Source organism: Streptomyces sp. NPDC030840, assembly GCF_055572015.1.
On the sequence record NZ_JBVIEE010000024.1, the window covers coordinates 140,495 to 158,759 of the forward strand.

An 18,265-nucleotide genomic window follows, 5' to 3' on the forward strand; every position below is an offset into this window, starting at 1 on the left:
TGCAGCAGACCCTTTGACCGGAAGGAGCGAGTGTCCCGATGGCCCGTCCCGCCGACTGGAGCGCGCTCGGTCTGGGCAGCGACCCGACACCGGGCGACCCGGACCGGATCGACTCCGTCATCACCTCCCAGGACGACCTGGTCGAGCTGGCGGACACCATCGACTCGGGACTGACCGAGATCATGGACACCACCGACGGGGCCTTCGTCGGCAAGACCGCCGACGCGCTCCGCGACGTGATCGACGGCGACCTGCGCGACTACGTGTCCACCTTCCGGCAGGCGCACGTGGACGTGCAGTCGGCGCTGCGGACGTACGTCGGCGTGATGCGCGAGCAGCAGCGGCGGGCGGACGCCGCGCTGGAGGCGGCGGCCGCGCTGGCCGAGGACGACGAAGAGGGCCGCGAGACCCACAAGGCCACCGCCGAGGACGCCAAGGACATCCTGGAGGGCGCGGCGAGCACGGCCGCGGAGGCGATCCGTGAGGCGGCGGACAGCATCGCCTCGCCAGTGGACGAGTGCGAGGAGATCTGGAAGGCGCTGGGCTGGCTGGCGCTGATCCTCGTCATCCCCGCGATGATCGTCGGCGGCCCGCTGGCGCTGTTCACCATCGCGCTCAACGTGGCGCTGCTGATCAAGACCGCGGTGGCCTTCTCGCAGGGCAAGGCCAGCATCACGGACCTGGTGCTGTCGATCATCGGTGTCATCGCGCCCACGACCAAGGGCATCAACCTCGCGAACGTGTGGAAGGGCCTGAAGGGCGCGGGCGTCGGCGCCTGGAACGGCGGCAGGAACCTGTTCCTGGGCGGCCCCAACACGCTCGGGCTCTTCGGCCGCCTCACCCTCGGCATCGACGACGCCTTCCGGGCCACCAACGTCTTCCTGAACAACGGGCTGAAGGGCATCAGCGGACTGAGGGTCCCCAACATGACCTTCATGCCGGGCATCAAGGGCTTCACGATGAGCGGCGGGGCGTTCGGCAGGACCTTCAGCATCATCCCCGCCGCGAGCGAGCTGACCGTGATCAACCTGATGGGCGCGAAGACCTTCTTCGGGCTTCGGTCCGCGATCACCGGCCTGAACGGGATCCGGGGGCTGGGCAGTTCGCTGGGCCACAGCATGGTCAACGGCGTGCGGGGGCTCAACGGGCTGCGGTTCTTCCTGCCGGTGGCCGCCGACGAGATGGGCAACGGACTGGCCTTCGCGCTCAGGATCGGCGTCATCGACCGCGGCGTCTTCGGCATGTACCGGTACGGGGCCTTCGCGGGCGGCCAGTTCCTCGGGGCGACCAGCAAGATCAGCGGCGGGGTCGCGGCCGGCCTCGACCTGTTCCGGCCCGGGGCGGGCCTCGGCTCGCTGCCCAGCATCAACACCGGGCAGTTCACGCCGAACGGCGCGGGCGGGGGAGTCGGGTCGAACCTCGGCGGTCTGCCGCCGGTGTCGGTGTCCGGCCCGATCGGGACGATCAACCTCAGCGGCTTCAACGGGCTGGGCAGCAGGCTCGCCGCGTCGGTGCCGGGCATCGACGCCAAGGTGGTGGACATCCCGTCGACGGGCGGGCTCGGCACCATGGGCGGGCTCGACCTGCCGCAGCTGGGCCCGGTCTCGTCGGTGACGACACCCGGGACGGGCGGTCTGAACGTGCCGTCGCTGGGCGCGGGAGCCGGTGCGCTGGACGGGAGCCAGATCAATGTGCCGGGCCTGGGGGCCGTCGGCGCCGGGGCCACGCGGATCAACCTGCCGACGGTGGGCGTGGGACAGATGGACGGCCTGGCGTCGGTACCGACGCCCTCCGTGGGCTCCGTCAACGTGCCGGCCGCAGGGCAGGTCGACGTTCCCTCCGTCGGGCAGATCAACGTGCCAAGCCTGGGCTCGGTGTCGTCGGGGCCGACGGCCGTCCGGGTCGACATGCCGAGCGTCGACGCGCGCATCACCGACATCCCGTCGGCGGGCGCCTCCGTCTCGCGCGTCGACATGCCGTCGGTCGGACAGCTGGACGTCCCGTCGGCGAACCCGGGCCGGGTCGACGCCCCGTCGGTGAGCGCCGCCCACGTGGACATTCCCTCCGTGAACGTCGCCCGGGTGGACGTCCCGTCCGTCAGCGCCGGCGGGGCGAACGGCGTCGACGTGAACGTCGGCCGGGTGGACGTCCCGTCGGTCAACACGGGCGGGGTGAGCGGCGTCAACGTGAACGTCGGCCGCGTGGACGTCCCGTCGGTCAACACGGGCGGGGTGAGCGGCGTCAACGTGAACGTCGGCCGCGTGGACGTCTCGTCCGTCAACTCCGGTGGAGTGAACGGCGTCGACGTCAACGGCGCCCGGGTGGACGTCTCGTCCGTCAACTCCGGCGGGGTGCACGCCGGACAGGCCGACGGCGCCCGGGTGGACGTGCCCACGGCGGGAGTTCCCACGGCGGGCGTCAACGGGCCGGCCGCCATCCACGTCGACACCCCGTCGGTGAACCCGGCCCAGGTCGACGCCGTCGGCACGGGCCGCCTGAGCACCCCCGCCGGCGACCTGAGCGCCACTCCCGCCTCCCATGTCGCGCCGACCCCCACGCCCACCCCCGCCAACACCGGCGGCCTCAACGGCCCCGGCAACGACGCCCTCATCGTGGACCTGCCGAAGCTGGGCCGGGTGGACCTGACGACGCTGGTGCCCCGGACCGTCGAGGTCCGGATGATGTCCGGTCAGCAGTTCAACTTCCTGCACACGTTCACCAACCTCGACGCCTCGCTGCCCGGCGTCAGCGTGCGGGTGACCCCGGGATCGGGCCCGCACGGCACCAACGTCACCGTCAACACGGGCGGCGTGCAGGGCGTCACCGCCTGGCACGACCTCGAGAACGGCGCGGACGTCCTGCGCGTCCAGCGCACCCTGCCGAACAACGGCGGCACGGACCAGTGGACGTACTCCCTGAACGCCGCGAACAACTGGGCGCAGGTCGGCGGCGTACAGCACTTCCCGCCGGGCACCCTGGGCCAGTCCCACGTGCTGGGGGCGATGCCGCCCGCGAACCAGGGCCTCACCAACACCACCGTCGCCGGCCCCGCCAACCAGCCCCTCCCCACCACCGCTCCCACGAACGCCGTCCCGCCCGCCACCCTGAACGTGCCGGGCGTGAACAACGCCCAGATCCAGGTGCGCTTCGGTGGCACGCCCGGCCAGATCACCGGGGTGAGTCCGGTCCAGGGCGGCCAGGGCATGCCAACGATCACCACCCTGCACCTCCCCGGCGCCGGCCCGAACGGTGCCGACCTGCTGCGCGTCGACCACGCCGTGAGCGCGGTCGAGGTCCGGCAGCTCGACCTGACCCTGAACGCCGGCGCGCTCAGCCCGGTCCGCGACGAGCGCCTGATCACCCTCGCGGGCGGACCGCACGGAGGGACCACGGTCGGTATCGACCTGCTGGGCGCAGGCGCCGTACGGCACGTGTCGGGCAACCCACTGCCGGCCGGGCAGGCGCGGTACGTGGGCGGCGAGCTCAACATCCCGACCAACGGCGGCTTCCAGCTGTACGACCCGGCGACCGGTATGCCGGGCCGCTCCGGTACCCAGCTGACCGGAGGCGGCGTCGGCAACAACGTCTACGTGATCCCCGCCCCGGGCGGCAGGGGCCTGCAGCTCACCGACGCGTCCGCCGTCCCGCACCCCGGCGGCTCGGTCACGTCGGCGGGCGGCGTGTACCACGTCCGTACGACGCAGACCCCGGCCGGAGTCGTCGACGTCCACACCACGAACGGCGGCTTCAGCCACCAGGCGCTCACCGTTCAGGGCGGCGGCTACATCCACCGCGGCACCCAGCAGCTGGTCGACGCCGGCGGGGCCAGGATCACGGGCGCCACCGTCACCCCGCAGCCGGGCAACGCCTTCCGCATCGACCACGGAAACCGCCACATCGTGGTCGGCCCCGACGGCCGCCAGACCCACCACGTCATCGCCCTCCAGGGCACGAACGACCTGGTGCACGTGCCGAACACCCCGACCGGCACCCTGGTCCGGGTCGACGGCGCCGGCCAGCCCCAGGGCGCGGTCACGCGGGTCGGCAACGAGTTCCACGTGCCGGCCGGCGGCAACCGTACGACGGTGTACGACGGTACCGGCGCGCACACCAACGAACTGCTGTCGATCCAGGGCGGTCCGCTCGCGGGCAGTCGTCTGGACGTGAACCTCAACGGCACGCCCACTCGGGTGGTCGACGGGGGCGGCGTTCAGACGCACAACGTGGTCGCGCTGCAGGGCACGAACGACCTGGTGCTCGTGCCGAACACCCCGGGCGGCCCGCTGGGCCGGGTCAGCACGGGCGGTGTGGACCAGGGCGCGGTCACGCGGGTCGGCAACGAGTTCCACGTCCCGGCCGGCGGCAACCGTACGACGGTGTACGACGGTACCGGCGCGCACACCAACGACCTGCTGACGCTCCAGGGTGGCCCGCTGGGCGGCCGTGACCTCCGGATCGGTCTGGACGGTACGCCCCGCATGGACGACGCCATCGTCGTCCCCCAGCCGAACGGCGGCTTCCGGATCCAGCACGGCAACGACCACATCGTCGTCAACGCCCAGGGCGCGCACACCGACAACGTCGCCTCGGTCACCGCCGCCCAGGGCAGCGGCCTCGTGCACACCCCGGTGACCGGCACCAACCCGGTCCCCGTCCTGAAGGACGCCGGCGGCAACCCCGTGCCGCATGCCACCGTCAGTGCCGGTCCGGGCGGCGCCTTCACCGTCACCCGCGCTGTCGTCGACGGCAGCGGCGGCCCCATCGGCCGGTCCCTGCAGTTCCACCCCGGCGGCGCCGTCGACATGCTGGACGGCAACCTGGTCCGGATGGACGACGTCCGGATCGCCGCCCGGCCGAACGGCGGCGGCTTCCGCGTCAGCCAGGACGGCGAGATCCTGCTCGTCAACACGAACGGCCGGGTCGACCTCGCGGCCACGGACACGGCCGGGAACGGCACCTTCCGCGTCTTCGACGGGCAGGGCAACCGTCAGTTCGACGCCGTCCAGCTCTCCGACTCCGTCGGCGTCCGGTTCGTCCGTACCGATACGCACGCGCTTCTCGACGGCGACCTTGCCCCGGTGCCTCCGGGCGGGCAGCTCACCGTCACGCCGCAGCCGGGCGGTGGGTACCGGATCGACGGCTTCGCGGGCTCGCGGGCGGGCGAGTACAAGCTGTACGACAACCTGGGCAAGCTCACCGAGCAGCGGATCAACGTCGTCAACAAGGGCACCCTCAAGCCGAACGAGTACCTCAAGGTCACCCACCCGACGGACGGCGTCACGAAGCCGAGCTGGGAGCGGGTGCGGCTGGACGGGCACGGCAACCCGCGGCCGGCGACCGGAGCCCGCGACTGGTACGACCGCGGCACCGTCGACGTGAAGGGACTCGCAAACGGCCGGGTCCGGCTGACCAGCCACTCCGGCGTCGAGGTCCTCGACCGGCGCACCCTGCCGGGCGGCCACGTCGTCGACGCGTACCACTCGCCCGCCGGGGTCGGCGACTACGGGCGGTTCAACCAGCGCGGGGTGTGGACCGAGTACGACGCGAACGGCGCGGTGACCCGCTTCGGCACCCGGCACTGGGGCGAGAGCGGCCGCAGCTGGTTCGACGTGACGACCACCAGGGGCATCGACACGCGCGTCCGGCACTTCCAGGAGACACCGGACGGCGGGCACATCCTGGCCAACCTCGACAACAAGCCGCTGACCCAGAGCTTCGCCAGGACGACCTGGACCCGCTACGACGGCGCGTCCCGGCCGATCGCGGAGGGCACCCGCAACTGGGGCCCGGGCCGCGGCTACACCGACACGATGGTCAACCCGAAGACCGGCGAGAGCGTCCTCGTCCACGAGAAGTGGGGCCGCTTCACCTGGTCCGTGCACGACGTACGCCGCTTCCACCAGACCGAGATCGGCGCGGACGGCGTACCGAAGAAGGACTACACGTCCTGGTCGGCGCACGGCAAGGAGAACGGCCGCGGACTGACCCTGAAGGACGGCGACTTCCTCGAGAGCCGCCGCTTCGCCGAGCAGCGGCCCCCGGTCTCCTGGCGCTGGCTGATGAGCAGCGACTACCGGGCCATGAACTTCGACCAGGTGTCCTGGCTGAAGTGGGACAGCAAGCTCCAGGTGCACCACTTCACCCAGACCCCGGCGGGCGGCGGGGCACCCGTCCACGGGGTGCGTTTCGTCAGCAACAACACCACGACCGACATCATCCGCACCGGGGAGGTCGTCCGCGAGACCCGCAAGCTCACGAACGGCGACACCCTCACCGTCGGCGACGTGAAGATGCCGGACGGGGTGGCCCGCCAGAACAACTACCTGCCCTGGTCCCAGGGCGACGGCAAACCGCAGGGCCACCGCACCTACAACGGGAACGACTTCACAACGCCCACGATCGACGGCCGCCGGGTCGTCTGGCAGGACCGGGTGGCCACGGGGCTCAACGACGGCGACTGGTACTCGCCGAACATCGCGGGCCGCCAGTGGAACGTCGTCCGGTCCGGTCTGGACGACGGAACGGTCGTCGAGTACCGGCCGGCCCCCGGTCAGCAGACCCCGGCCCACCTGAACAACGGCGACTGGACCCGCTACAACCACCACGGCCTGGTCGTCAGCCGCCAGGACACCTGGCCCGACCCGGCGGGAGGCGGCAACCACGTCCAGGTCACCTCCACCGGCATGCTGAACGGCGACGTGCGCTGGACCGACAGCCTGGGCAACGGCGGCATCCGCAAGCTGAACCACAACCGGGGCGACGTCACGCCCTGGGGCTGGGACCGGGAGTCGTACCAGGACTTCGACGGGGCAGGCCAACTGGTCCGCGACCACCGGCTCCTCGCCGACGGCACCACCATCGACTCCTGGTCCGTGCCCCACCCGAACGGCGGCAGGACCTGGCACTGGAACAAGATCGACGCCGACGGCACGGTCAGGAACTTCGGCACCGGACAGGGCGACCGGATCCGCCAGTGGTTCGACGCGGGCGGCAACCCGATCCCCGACTGGCGCCCCGGCGCCACCTGGCAGGACCAGGTGCCCAGCCTGGGCAACCGGGTCGTCCAGGAGATCCCGGCCAAGCCGGCCGGCACCTCCTGGTTCACCGACGCCCCGCACCGCGTGCGCGAGTACGTGCCCGACCCCGCCGGCCTCGCGGGCGCCAACCCGCACGTGTGGAAGGAGTACGAGAACGGCATCGAGATCGGCCGCAAGATCGAGCTCGACGACGGCACCTTCCTCGAGAGCGAGGACTGGCACAAGCAGTGGCGCCGGTACGGCACCGACGGCGTGACGATGATCGACGAGCGGAGCATGACCGGGTTCGTCTGGCACACCGACACCTTCGGACGGGTCTCCCTCATCGGCCGGGAGACCAACTTCACCGGCCTGATGAACGAGTACCGCGGCTTCAACCGGATGTGGCGCGACGCCAACAACTGGGAGTGGGGCGCCACCACGAACGGCGCGTCCACGTACACCCCGTTCATCAACCGGGCCGCGCGGCAGATCGCCATCGAGATGGTCCAGGAGTGGATCCTGGACTTCTCCATCAACCTGATGGTCTACGGCATCGTCGCGGCCGCCACCGGCACCCCGTTCGGCGGCATGGACGTGGCCAAGGCCGCGTTCGGCGCCACCGTCAGCGCGGGCGTCAAGGGCACCTTCTCCGCCGGGCACCTCGCCACCTTCCGGGGCGGCCCGTGGAAGACCGGGTTCAGCCAGATCGACATGGGCCAGCCCTACAACCGCCGCCCCAACGACGACAGCTGGGGAGCCGAGTACGGCGGCAACGAGAAGGTGGTCCGCTGGCGCTCCGGCACCTACGACTTCGGCCTCGGCATGGTCAGCGGCATGACGGCCGGCTTCATCGGCGGCGCGGCCTCGGCGGCGATCTTCGGCGTGAAGGACAAGAACGGCAACACCGTCCACCTGTCCGGCGGGGACGCGCTGCTGGCGGGGCTGGTCGGCATGGCGGGCAGCGCGGTCGGCGGTGTCACCACCGGCCTCGGCAAGACGATCATCACCCAGAACCTCGGCGGGCGCTGGTACCACCGCCAGGGCCCCTTCGACATCTTCGTCGTCGGTGGCGTCGGCAAGATGATCGACAAGCTCTTCTCCAACCTGTGGATCGGCAAGACGCTCACCGAGTCGACCGGCCCGGGCTACTACACGGATCCGCGCGGGGACTCCGCCGGTGGCTCTACCGGTGGCTCCACCGGTGGCTCCGGCGGGGGCTCGACCGGGGCCCAGAACGGAGGGTCCTCCTCATGACCGTGATCCGCGTGGCCGCCAAGGGCCGCGGAGCGCACCGGACCATCGGCGCCGCGCTGGACGCCGCCCCCGCCGGGGCGCTCGTGAGCGTCGAGCCCGGCGAGTACGCGGAGCCGCTGCGGCTCGCCCGCCGCGTCGTCCTGGAGCCGGAGGGCGGCACCGGTTCCGTGGTCGTGCGCCCTCCCGCCGGGCCCGCCGTCACCGTCACCGCCCCGGACTGCGTGCTGACCGGGCTGACGCTGCTCGGCGCCGACCCGGCCGAGGCGCTGGTACGGGTCGAGGACGCGGCCGGGCTGTTGCTGGAGGACTGCGAGCTGAGCGGCGGCCGCGTCGAGGTGCTCGGCTCGGCGGCGGGCTCGTCGGCGGCGGCCAACGCGGCACTCACCCCCGATGCCGACCTCACCACCGAACTGGCCGACCCCGTCAACGGCGGAGGCGTGCTGCTGCTGCGCCGCACGACACTGAGCGACGCCCGCAACACCGCCCTGCACCTGACCGGCGACGCCCGCGCACGCGCCGAGGACACGCTGATCGACGAGGTGGACGGCATCGGCGCGGTGCTGTCCGGCTCCGCCGTGCTGCTCGCCGAGCGGCTGCGGGTGAGGGGCACCTCCGGGTCGGCGCTGCGAGTGAGGGGCGGCGCGCGGCTGATGGCCCAGGACTGCGCGCTGGCGGGCACGGGCCGCAACGGGGTGCTCGTGCAGGACACCGCCGAGGCCGTGCTCACCGAGTGCCGGATCGACGGGGCCGCCCGGTCCGGGGTGCGGGTCTCGCACGAGGCGCGGGCGGAGCTCACCGACTGCCGGATCACCGAGCCCGGCGGCAACGGACTGGAGGCCGCCGACACCGCCCGGCTCACCGCCCGGGGCTGCCGCGTCGACACGCCGGCCGGACACGGGGTGCTGGCCGTGGGCGGTACGACGCTGGTGCTGGACGACTCCGTGGTCGACCGGGCGGGCGGTACGGCGCTGCACCTGGGGGACCGGGCGGTCGCCGTGATCAGCGGGAGCCGGGTACGCGGGGGCGGCGACCACGGGGTGGCCGCGGTGGGCGGCGCGCACGTCGAGATGACCGAGAGCACGCTGGACGACGTCCGGACCTGCGGTGTGCACGTCGAGGACGAGGCGCGGGCGGTGCTGGCAGCCGTGCGCGTGACGGGCGGGGAGACCGGGGTGCGGGTGCGGTCCACCGCCGCGGAGCCCTCCGAACTGCGGGACTGCTCGCTCCTCGGCCAGTGCCGCAGCGGCGTCGAGGTCGGCGCCGGTTCCGCCGCCGTGCTGCTGGGCGTCCGGGTCGCCGAGGCGGGCGGCGCCGGGGTGGCCGTCGACGCCGGGGGACGGCTCGCGATGACGGGCGGCGGTGTGTCGGGCGCGGCCGGGAGCGGGCTGGTGCTGGGGCGGGGAGCCTCGGCCGAGGTCGGCGCGGTGCGCGTCGAGGGGAGCGGCAAGAACGGCATCCTGGTCGGCGAGTCGGTCAGCGGCACCTTCGACCACTGCGACCTGACGGGTTCCGCCTTTCCCGCGCTGCACGTCGGCAAGGGCGCCGAGGTGCGGTTCCGGGGCTGCCGGGTCTTCGACTGCGGGCAGGACGTCGGGCTGGCCGACGGGGCCGAGCCGGTGTTCGAGGACTGCGCGGCGATCCGCGTCCGTACGTCCGTGCTCCCGGCGCTGACGGACCGTCCGGGCGCGCCCCCGCCTCCGCCGTCCCGTCCGACCGCCCCGACCGGCCCGGGCACCCCGACAGCCCCGCGCGCCCCGGCGAGCCCCGGCACGGAGGCCGTCTCCGCCGAGGGGGGTGAGCTGTGGCAGCAGGGCGAGCCAGAGCCGGAGCCCGAGACCCTGGAGGACCTGCTCGCCGAACTCGACGAGCTCGTCGGCCTCGACGGCGTCAAACGGGACGTGGGCGGCATGGTCAAGCTGATGCAGACCGTGCGGCTGCGCGAGCAGGCCGGGCTGCCCGCCCCGCCGCTCAGCCGCCACCTGGTCTTCGCGGGCAACCCCGGTACCGGCAAGACCACCGTCGCCCGCCTCTACGGCCGCCTCCTCAAGGCCCTCGGCCTGCTCTCCCACGGCCACCTGGTCGAGGTCGACCGCAGCGCCCTCGTCGGCGAGTACGTCGGCCACACCGGTCCCAAGACCACGGAGGCGTTCTTGCGCGCCCGCGGCGGCGTCCTGTTCATCGACGAGGCCTACGCGCTCGTCCCGGCGGGGGCCGCCAACGACTTCGGCACCGAGGCCATCGCCACGCTCGTCAAGCTCATGGAGGACCACCGGGACGAGGTCGTCGTCATCGCCGCCGGATACCCCGACGACATGGACCGCTTCGTCGCCTCGAACCCGGGCCTGTCCTCGCGCTTCACCCGCAGCCTGACCTTCGCCGACTACAGCTCGACCGAACTCGTCAGCATCGTCGAGCACCATGCCCAGCGGCACCGGTACGAACTCACGACCGCCGCCCGCAAGGCACTCGCCGAGTACGTCGAACTCATCCCGCGCAACGCCCAGTTCGGCAACGGCCGGACGGCACGACAGCTCTTCCAGCACATGACGGAACGCCAGGCCCTGCGGGTGTCCGAACTCACCGCGCCCGATCCCGCCCAGCTGATGCAACTGGACGAACAGGACCTGCCGTAACACACCCCCGGAGTCCGAAGCCATGCCCGAGCCCAGCCCGCAACAGTCCCAGCAGCCCCAGGAGTCGAAGCAGCAGCAGTCGCAGCAGCCGAAGCAGTCGCAGGAGCCGCAGGAGCAGAAGCAGCCGCAGAAGCAGCCGCAGCCCACCCCATCGGCACAGCCGCCTCAGGGGCCCGCGGCCCCGAAGGGTTTCGCGGACACCTTCCGCCGTAAACCCGCCCGCGCCCCGCGCGGTATGACCCCCGGCTCCCGCGTCTGGTCCGCCACCGGCTGGACGGCCGCCGTGGCCGCCACCGTCGTCGCCGCGCTCGTCGCCGTACCCCTGTTCCTGGCCGGGAACGACGACGACACGGAGGAGAAGGCGTCCCAGACCGTGTCAGCGGCGCCCGAGAGCCCCGAGCAGCCCTCTCCCTCCCCGAGCCCCAAGAAGTCGAAGAAGCCCGACAAGCCGAGCCCTTCCGCCACGCCCGAGGCACCGGCCGTGGCGGCGGCCCCGGCGCCGAAGACCGAGAACTCCCCCGAGAACCCGCCGCCCTCGCCTTCCGCCAGCCGCAAGTCGGCCACGGAGGAGAAGGACAAGACCCCTGAGTGGACGAGGACGGTCATATCGGCCACGAACATCCTCTCCACCGGCGAGTCCTGGAAGACGAACCGCATCAGGATGACCATGCAGGGGGACGGCAACCTCGTCGTCTACAACGAGGACGGCAAGGCGACCTGGGCGTCCATGACTTTCGGACAGGGCCATACGGCACGGTTCCAGCAGGACGGCAACCTCGTGATCCACAACGGCGACGACAAGCCCGTCTGGGCCTCGCAGACCAGCGGCAACCCAGGTGCGCAGCTGGTCCTCCGCAAGGACGGCAAGGTGGTCATCGTGGCCGCCGGGGGCAACGTGCTGTGGAGCACCTGATCTGGGCCTGCGGGCCCGCCACGTACGGCCTCCCGTGCGTCAGGTGGACCTGGGCAACGCCGCCACCGCCCTCACGTACTCCGCTCTGAGCGTCCGCCGCATCGACCGGGAGCCCAGCCGGTGCCGCAACCGCTTGCCGAGGGCCCGGCGCTGCGGCGGGGTCGTGGCACCCCAGATCCCGTCGGTCGACAGGGCCGGGTTGGCCAGCGCCCACACGAAGCACGCCCGGACCAGCGGGCAGCGGCGGCACATCGTCGCCGCGGCCACGACCTCACCGCTGTGCGGGTCGTAGTCGTCGAGGAAGAACCCGTAGGTCGTCGTGCACGGTTCGCCTCCCGTCAGCGGGGGCATGGGGATGTCCCGGTGGTGGCTCATTCTCTGTGTCTCCTCCGCGGACGCCGGTCGCCCAGTGGCCGGTCCCTCACGGCGAGAACCGGTTCGTCCTGCTCGACGCGTTCCGCGGCGCTGCGGTTCACCGGAAGCGACCCTGGGCGGGCCCCTTCACACAACCGCCATCGCTCCCTGCACCCGCCCCGCGTCATGACAGACTCACCGGATGATCGTCGAACGCGCGTACGCACACGTGGACTCGTATGACGAGGGGACGTGGCCGTGGTCCCTGCCCTGTGTGCGGGGGCTCCTCGCGGAAGGGCTCCGCTTCACCACGCCGGTGACATTCCTCGTCGGCGAGAACGGCTCGGGCAAGTCGACGATCGTCGAGGCCCTGGCGGAGGGCTTCGGCCTCGACCCCTGGGGCGGTTCGCACAACTGGCGCTACGCAAGCCGGCGCGGCAAGTCGAGGCTGGGTGAACGCATCCGCTTCGACGCCGCGCCGCGCGGACGGCGCATGCTCGGCAGCTGGGCGGCCCGCAAGGGCTTCTTCCTGCGCGCGGAGACGGCGATGGACGCGCTGAACCGGGAGGGGTTCGCGCCCGACTCGGTCAGTCACGGCGAGGGCTTCCTCGCGGCGTTCCGGGGATCGTTCCTCCAGCCCGGCCTGTACGTGATGGACGAGCCGGAGGCAGCCCTGTCCTTCTCCTCCTGCCTCGAACTCCTCGGTCACCTCAACCACTTGGCGAAGAACGGGGGTCAGGTCGTGTGCGCCACTCATTCCCCGCTGCTGACCGCCCTGCCGGGCGCCGACATCGTCGAGGTCGGAGAGCACGGCCTGCGCCGGGCAAAGTGGCATGAGCTGGACCTGGTCGACCACTGGCGCCGCTACCTCGACAACCCCCAGGCCTATCTGCGGCACATCCTCGACTGACCTCAGGCGTCGCGCAGCCTCCGCCCGATCTCCAGCTGCCGCGGGTCCAGGTCACGGCCGTCCTCGATGTCCCACAGGCAGTTCTGCAGGACACGGCCCAGGGTCCAGGCACGGGCACGGGCGCGGTCCAGGGAGAGGACGTCCGTCATCGCGTCGAAGCGCCAGTGGAGCTCATCGGGGCCGAAGCGGTTGTCCAGGGCGGGCCAGAGCTCGAAGCCGGGGTCGCCGGCGAGGGGCTTGGGGTCGATGGCCAGCCAGGGGGCGCGCTCGGAGGCGAGGACGTTGTCGAAGTGCAGGTCCCAGTGGAGCAGGCGGTCGCCGGGCTCGTCGAGGACCTCCCGTACGGCGGCGGCGCAGTCCGTGAGGAGACGGCGTGCGGAGGGGTCCGCGACCTGCTTCACGGCCGCCGGGGTCCGCTCGACCATGGCCGCCGCGATGTCGGCGAGCCGGCGCATGCCCTCGGGCGCCGGGAAGGACGTCAGGTGGGCGAGCAGCCGGGCGATGACGAGGACGGCCTCGCGGGTGTCCGGCACGTGGGAGAGCATCCGGGCCGGGTCGAGCCGTTCGAGGAGCATCGTGCCGGTGGCGTCGTCGTGGTCGAGGAGCCGTACGGCCCCGTCGCCGTCCCACACGCGCAGCGCGACCGGCTCACCCGCGCTCTCCTCGTCCAGCAGCTGGAGCTTGAGGACGGCCGGGGTGCCGTCCGGGCGGACCACCGGCAGGACCAGGGCGGAGACGCCGTACATCGACGGGCCGTCGACCCGCAGCTCCCAGCGGTCGAGGAAGTCCGCCGCCAGCCGGGGCAGACCGGCGATGAACGCGCGCCCCGCCTCCCCGTTGAACTCGCCCTGTGACGCCGCCAGTTCCTCCGGGACCTCGATCATCCAGCCGACCTTAGTGGCGACTCCCGTACGAGGCACGCGCATTACCGGCCGGAGCCACGATGCCCGGACCCCGGAATCCGCAGGAGACACCCACCCCCCGTACGGGCTAACGTCCCGCCCCATGAGCAGCAGACCAGGCACGGGCGTCCCCGGCGACGCCGTCAACGGAGGCATCTCCTACTGGTACGCCGACGACGGGCTCCCGGAGCGCCGCGCGCCCCTGCCCGGGGACGCCACCGCCGATGTCGTGATCGTCGGCGGCGGCTACACGGGCCTGTGGACGGCGTACTACCTGAAGAAGGCGGCGCCCTTCCTCCGCATCACCGTGCTGGAGCAGAAGTTCTGCGGCTACGGCGCCTCCGGCCGCAACGGCGGCTGGCTCTACAACGGCATCGCCGGCCGCGACCGGTACGCGAAGCTGCACGGCCACGACGCCGCCGTACGGTTGCAGCGCGCCATGAACGACACGGTCGACGAGGTCGTCAGGGTCGCGTCCGAGGAGGGGATCGACGCCGGCATCCACAAGGGCGGCGTCCTCGAAGTGGCGTGCACGCCAGCACAGTTGGCCCGGCTGAAGGCCTTCCACGAGACGGAGCTGTCGTACGGCGAGAAGGACCGCGAGCTGTACGGCGCCCGGGAGACCGCCGAGCGGGTACGCGTCGCGGACGCCGTCGGCGCGTCCTGGACCCCGCACGGGGCGCGTGTGCACCCGGTGAAGCTGGTCAAGGGACTGGCGGCCGCGGTGGAGGCTCTCGGCGTGACCCTTCACGAGTCGACGCCGGTCACCGAGATCCGCCCCAAGCACGCGGTCACGCCGTACGGCACGGTCCGCGCCCCCTACGTGCTGCGCTGCACCGAGGGCTTCACGGCCGCGCTGAAGGGCGAGCGGCGCACCTGGCTGCCCATGAACTCCTCGATGATCGTGACCGAGCCGCTCACCGAGGCACAGTGGGAGACGGTCGGCTGGGCGGGCCGCGAGGCGCTCGGCGACATGGCGCACGCCTACATGTACGCCCAGCGCACCGCCGACGACCGCATCGCCCTCGGCGGTCGCGGTGTGCCGTACCGCTACGGCTCGCGCACCGACAACGACGGCCGTACCGGGCCGGAGACGATCGGCGCGCTCTACGAGATCCTCGTCCGCTTCTTCCCGTCCCTCACCGGTGTACGGGTCGACCACGCGTGGTCGGGCGTGCTCGGCGTCCCCCGGGACTGGTGCGCCACGGTGACCCTCGACCGGTCCACGGGCCTGGGCTGGGCGGGCGGTTACGTCGGCTCGGGTGTGGCGACCGCGAACCTGGCCGCCCGCACTCTGCGCGACCTCGTCCAGCAGGACTCCGGCCAGGCGGGCGCGACGGACCTGACGTCCCTGCCGTGGGCGGGCCACCGCGTCCGCAAGTGGGAGCCGGAACCCTTGCGCTGGCTGGGCGTCCACGGCCTGTACGCCGCGTACCGTGCGGCCGACCAGCGCGAACTGACCACGCACAGCGCCGAGTCGTCGCGTCTGGCGAGGCTGGCGGACCGGGTGGCGGGACGTCATGTGTGAGCCGGTGTGAGGCACCTCAGGCGTGCTTGAGGCGGAGTTCCTGAGCGCCGGGTGACCGGCGGCCGAGGGCCAGGGACACCGCGGCCAGCGCGCTGTTGAACGACACCTCCGAGAGCACGCCGGGTGCCGCCACCTGGTCACCGGCGAGGTAGACGCCGTCGCCGCGGTCGACGGCGGGGCGGTCGCGCCAGGTGGTGCCGGGCGGGTCGACCGCGCCCGTACGGCCGTTCGCGGTGGCCTCGCGCCGCCAGGTGACCCGCTCGCGCCAGCCCTCGAAGGCGAGGTCCAGCAGGCGTTCGGCGCGGGCGACGCCGGCGGCACGGGACTCGCGCGGCCCGATCGGGAACTGCCCCTGGAGCAGATGCTCCCCCGCCGGGGCGAGGGTGCGGTCCTGGGCGGTGAAACGCTCCAGCCAGCCGGGCGCGTCCAGATCGGACACGGCGAAGGCGTCGCCGCGACGGCTGCGGACGGCCAGGTCGACGAGCGCGGTACGACCGCTGGTCCAGGTCAGCGAGTCGTCCCCGAGCAGCCGCCGGGCCGCGTCGAGGGAGGTGGCGACGACGACCGGTCCCCGCCCCCGGGGGACCTCGTCGACCCGGGCGAGGGTCTCCACGCGGACGCCCAGGTTCCAGGCCCTGGCGGCCATCCGGTCCACGACGCCCGCCCAGCCGCCGCGCGGGTACTGCGCCTCCGGGGGCAGCCTGGTGGCCCTCAGCAGCCGCTCCTGCACGAAGGCGGCGGACAGCGAGCCGGGGTCGTGGTGGAAGAGCGCGACGGCGGAGTAGTGGGCCGCGGCCCGGGCCGCCTCCTCGCCCGCCTGCTCGGTGGCCCAGGTCAGGAAGTCCACGTCGACGGGCGCCCGGTGGGCGGTGCGCCGCCGCAGGAGCTTCAGCATCGCGAAGGGCGGTGTGCGGCGCAGGGCTCCCCTGTGGTGGAGCCTGAGCCGGGCTCCCTCCAGGGGCGGGATTGGGGCGAGTGGGCCGATGAGGTCGCGCTGCCTGAGCCAGATCCAGTGCGGACCGCCGTTGTAGAAGGCGTGCGGACCCTCGTTCGTCCGGTACGGTCCCTCGGCGGTCCGCGCCCGGCCGCCGAGCGTGTGATGGGCCTCGTACACGGTGACCTTGGCGCCCGCCTCGGCGGCGGTGATGGCCGCGGTGAGTCCGGCGAGGCCGCCACCGATGACGGTGATGCGGTACATGACGGGGGCTCCCTGCTGCTTCGGTTTCTCCGGTCGCCAGTACGACCGGTTCAGGGCGCCCGAATGTGACATCACTGCCGGGTACGAGGAGTAAGCGCAGGTCAGCTCGGCTGTCAGTGGCGGAGTGCAGTATGGGGCCATGGCAGGGCGAGCGACGGGCGGGACGGGTGCCGGCGGTGCCGGGGTGAAGGGTGCGCGGCGGCCGGAGGTGCGGCTGCCCCCGCTGGAGCCGTACGGCGGCGCGGGACTGGAGCCGGACGGGGACTACGACGGGCTGGAGTTCACGGAGGAGGACTTCGCGGCACAGGACGGGGCGGGCGCCCGTTTCATGGACTGTGCGCTGAGGGGCTGCGCCCTGGACGAGACGCGGCTGTACCGCGCCCGCGTGCTGGACTCGGTCCTCACCGGCATACGCGGAGTCGGCGTCGACCTCGCCGAGTCGACCCTCCGGGACGTGGAGCTGGTCGACGCACGGCTGGGGGGAGTGCAGCTGCACGGCTCGGTGCTGGAGCGTGTGGTGGTTCGCGGCGGCAAGATCGACTACCTGAACCTCCGCAAGGCCCACCTCAAGGACGTGGTCTTCGAGGACTGCGTCCTGGTCGAGCCGGACTTCGGGGGCGCCCGGCTGGAGCGGGTCGAGTTCGTGGACTGCGCGGTGAAGCGGGTGGACTTCAGCGCGGCGGTCCTCACGGACGTGGACCTGCGAGCGGCGGCCCAGCTGGAGATCACGCGGGGGGTCGACCGGCTGGCGGGGGCGGTGATCAGTGCGGGGCAACTGCTGGAGCTGGCGCCGGTGCTGGCGGCGGAGATGGGGATCAGGGTGATACCCGACAGCCCGTCCGGCGTTTGAGGACGGGGCCGTTCAGGCCGTTCAGGGGGTGAGGCCGTTCAGGCCGTTCAGGCGGTGAGGCCGTTGAGGCCGATGGGGTCTGGGGGCGCAGCCCCAGGGACAGTGACCCACAACTCGGCCCACTGGCCCACTGGCCCACTCGGTCCACTCGGCCCACTGGGGCCACTCCGGCCACTCGGCCCGCTCGGCCCACTCAGCGAACCCTGGGAAACCGCGCCTCCAGCGTCCAGATCACCGAGTTCTCCCGCAGCCCCTCGTGCAGATCCGTGAGGTCGGCGATCAGGTCGTGCAGGAAGTCGCGGGCCTCACGGCGCAACTCGGCGTGGGAGAACGTGAGGGGCGGCTCAGCCGGCGGCAGCCACTCCGCCTCGATGTCCACCCACCCGAACCGCCGCTCGAAGAGCATCCGGTCGGTGGACTCGGTGAAGTCGAGCTCGGCCCGCTGGGGCCCCGCGGCCCGGCTGCCGCGCGGGTCCTCGTCGAGCCGCTCGGCGATGTCGCACAGTGCCCACGCGAAGTCGAGCACCGGCACCCATCCCCACGCTGTGGACAACTCCCGGTCCGCCTTCGTGTCGGCGAGGTACACGTCCCCGCAGAACAGGTCGTGCCGCAGCGCGTACACGTCGGCACGCCGGTAGTCGGTCTGCGGCGGGTCCGGGAAGCGGTTGGAGAGGGCGTAGCCGATGTCGAGCACGAGGCGATGG

General features: G+C 72.5%; 10 protein-coding genes. 6 read left to right on the plus strand and 4 right to left on the minus strand.

Annotated features, from left to right (window positions below; genetic code table 11):
• Positions 1-38: 38 nt before the first annotated feature.
• Genes ACZ49J_RS36895 through ACZ49J_RS36905 form a run of 3 tightly spaced genes read left to right on the plus strand, consistent with a single transcriptional unit; the run spans position 39 to position 11,819 of the window.
• Complete coding sequence (locus ACZ49J_RS36895; RefSeq protein ID WP_467455086.1) at positions 39-8,273, plus strand: hypothetical protein; 8,235 nt, start codon at positions 39-41, stop codon at positions 8,271-8,273.
• Complete coding sequence (locus tag ACZ49J_RS36900) at positions 8,270-10,906, plus strand: right-handed parallel beta-helix repeat-containing protein (RefSeq protein WP_467455085.1); 2,637 nt, start codon at positions 8,270-8,272, stop codon at positions 10,904-10,906. The genes ACZ49J_RS36895 and ACZ49J_RS36900 overlap by 4 nt, the downstream gene beginning before the upstream one ends.
• Before the next feature lie 22 nt (positions 10,907-10,928).
• The gene (locus ACZ49J_RS36905) at positions 10,929-11,819 is read left to right on the plus strand and encodes a mannose-binding protein (protein WP_467455084.1); all 891 of its coding nucleotides are present in this window, start codon (positions 10,929-10,931) and stop codon (positions 11,817-11,819) included.
• Between the two features lie 39 nt (positions 11,820-11,858).
• On the opposite strand, the gene ACZ49J_RS36910 is transcribed toward ACZ49J_RS36905, so the two are convergent.
• On the minus strand, positions 11,859-12,194 hold the full coding sequence (locus ACZ49J_RS36910) for a WhiB family transcriptional regulator (RefSeq protein ID WP_467455083.1): 336 nt from the start codon (positions 12,192-12,194) through the stop codon (positions 11,859-11,861).
• Positions 12,195-12,375: 181 nt separating this feature from the next.
• Here ACZ49J_RS36910 and ACZ49J_RS36915 point away from each other — a divergent pair, with 181 nt between their 5' ends.
• Positions 12,376-13,083 carry an AAA family ATPase gene (locus ACZ49J_RS36915; protein WP_467455082.1) on the plus strand — a complete coding sequence of 236 codons (708 nt, stop codon included), beginning with the start codon at positions 12,376-12,378 and terminating at the stop codon, positions 13,081-13,083.
• A 2-nt stretch (positions 13,084-13,085) separates the two neighbouring features.
• Here ACZ49J_RS36915 and ACZ49J_RS36920 read toward each other — a convergent pair whose 3' ends face one another.
• Positions 13,086-13,967 (minus strand): aminoglycoside phosphotransferase family protein, encoded by an 882-nt coding sequence (locus ACZ49J_RS36920; protein WP_467455081.1) that lies wholly within the window; start codon positions 13,965-13,967, stop codon positions 13,086-13,088.
• Between the two features lie 121 nt (positions 13,968-14,088).
• Here ACZ49J_RS36920 and ACZ49J_RS36925 point away from each other — a divergent pair, with 121 nt between their 5' ends.
• A complete protein-coding gene (locus ACZ49J_RS36925) occupies positions 14,089-15,513 on the plus strand; it encodes an NAD(P)/FAD-dependent oxidoreductase (protein WP_467455080.1) in 1,425 nt (474 codons plus the stop codon).
• 16 nt (positions 15,514-15,529) lie between these two features.
• On the opposite strand, the gene ACZ49J_RS36930 is transcribed toward ACZ49J_RS36925, so the two are convergent.
• On the minus strand, positions 15,530-16,711 hold the full coding sequence (locus tag ACZ49J_RS36930; RefSeq protein WP_467455079.1) for an FAD-dependent oxidoreductase: 1,182 nt from the start codon (positions 16,709-16,711) through the stop codon (positions 15,530-15,532).
• A gap of 139 nt (positions 16,712-16,850) precedes the next feature.
• On the opposite strand from ACZ49J_RS36930, the gene ACZ49J_RS36935 reads away from it, so the two are divergent.
• Positions 16,851-17,561: a pentapeptide repeat-containing protein gene (locus ACZ49J_RS36935; protein ID WP_467455078.1), complete on the plus strand. Its 711-nt coding sequence runs from the start codon at positions 16,851-16,853 to the stop codon at positions 17,559-17,561.
• A gap of 193 nt (positions 17,562-17,754) precedes the next feature.
• Here the strand turns inward: ACZ49J_RS36935 and ACZ49J_RS36940 are convergent, their stop codons facing one another.
• Positions 17,755-18,255: a hypothetical protein gene (locus ACZ49J_RS36940; RefSeq protein WP_467455077.1), complete on the minus strand. Its 501-nt coding sequence runs from the start codon at positions 18,253-18,255 to the stop codon at positions 17,755-17,757.
• Positions 18,256-18,265 lie beyond the last annotated feature (10 nt).

Excerpts from the sequence above, each read along its gene's own strand:
- ACZ49J_RS36930 (WP_467455079.1), bottom strand. The coding sequence starts at position 16,711 with ATGTACCGCATCACCGTCATCGGTGGCGGCCTCGCCGGACTCACCGCG.
- ACZ49J_RS36910 (WP_467455083.1), bottom strand. The coding sequence starts at position 12,194 with ATGAGCCACCACCGGGACATCCCCATGCCCCCGCTGACGGGAGGCGAA.
- ACZ49J_RS36900 (WP_467455085.1), top strand. The coding sequence starts at position 8,270 with ATGACCGTGATCCGCGTGGCCGCCAAGGGCCGCGGAGCGCACCGGACC.
- ACZ49J_RS36925 (WP_467455080.1), top strand. The coding sequence starts at position 14,089 with ATGAGCAGCAGACCAGGCACGGGCGTCCCCGGCGACGCCGTCAACGGA.
- ACZ49J_RS36935 (WP_467455078.1), top strand. The coding sequence starts at position 16,851 with ATGGCAGGGCGAGCGACGGGCGGGACGGGTGCCGGCGGTGCCGGGGTG.
- ACZ49J_RS36895 (WP_467455086.1), top strand. The coding sequence starts at position 39 with ATGGCCCGTCCCGCCGACTGGAGCGCGCTCGGTCTGGGCAGCGACCCG.
- ACZ49J_RS36920 (WP_467455081.1), bottom strand. The coding sequence starts at position 13,967 with ATGATCGAGGTCCCGGAGGAACTGGCGGCGTCACAGGGCGAGTTCAAC.
- ACZ49J_RS36915 (WP_467455082.1), top strand. The coding sequence starts at position 12,376 with ATGATCGTCGAACGCGCGTACGCACACGTGGACTCGTATGACGAGGGG.
- ACZ49J_RS36905 (WP_467455084.1), top strand. The coding sequence starts at position 10,929 with ATGCCCGAGCCCAGCCCGCAACAGTCCCAGCAGCCCCAGGAGTCGAAG.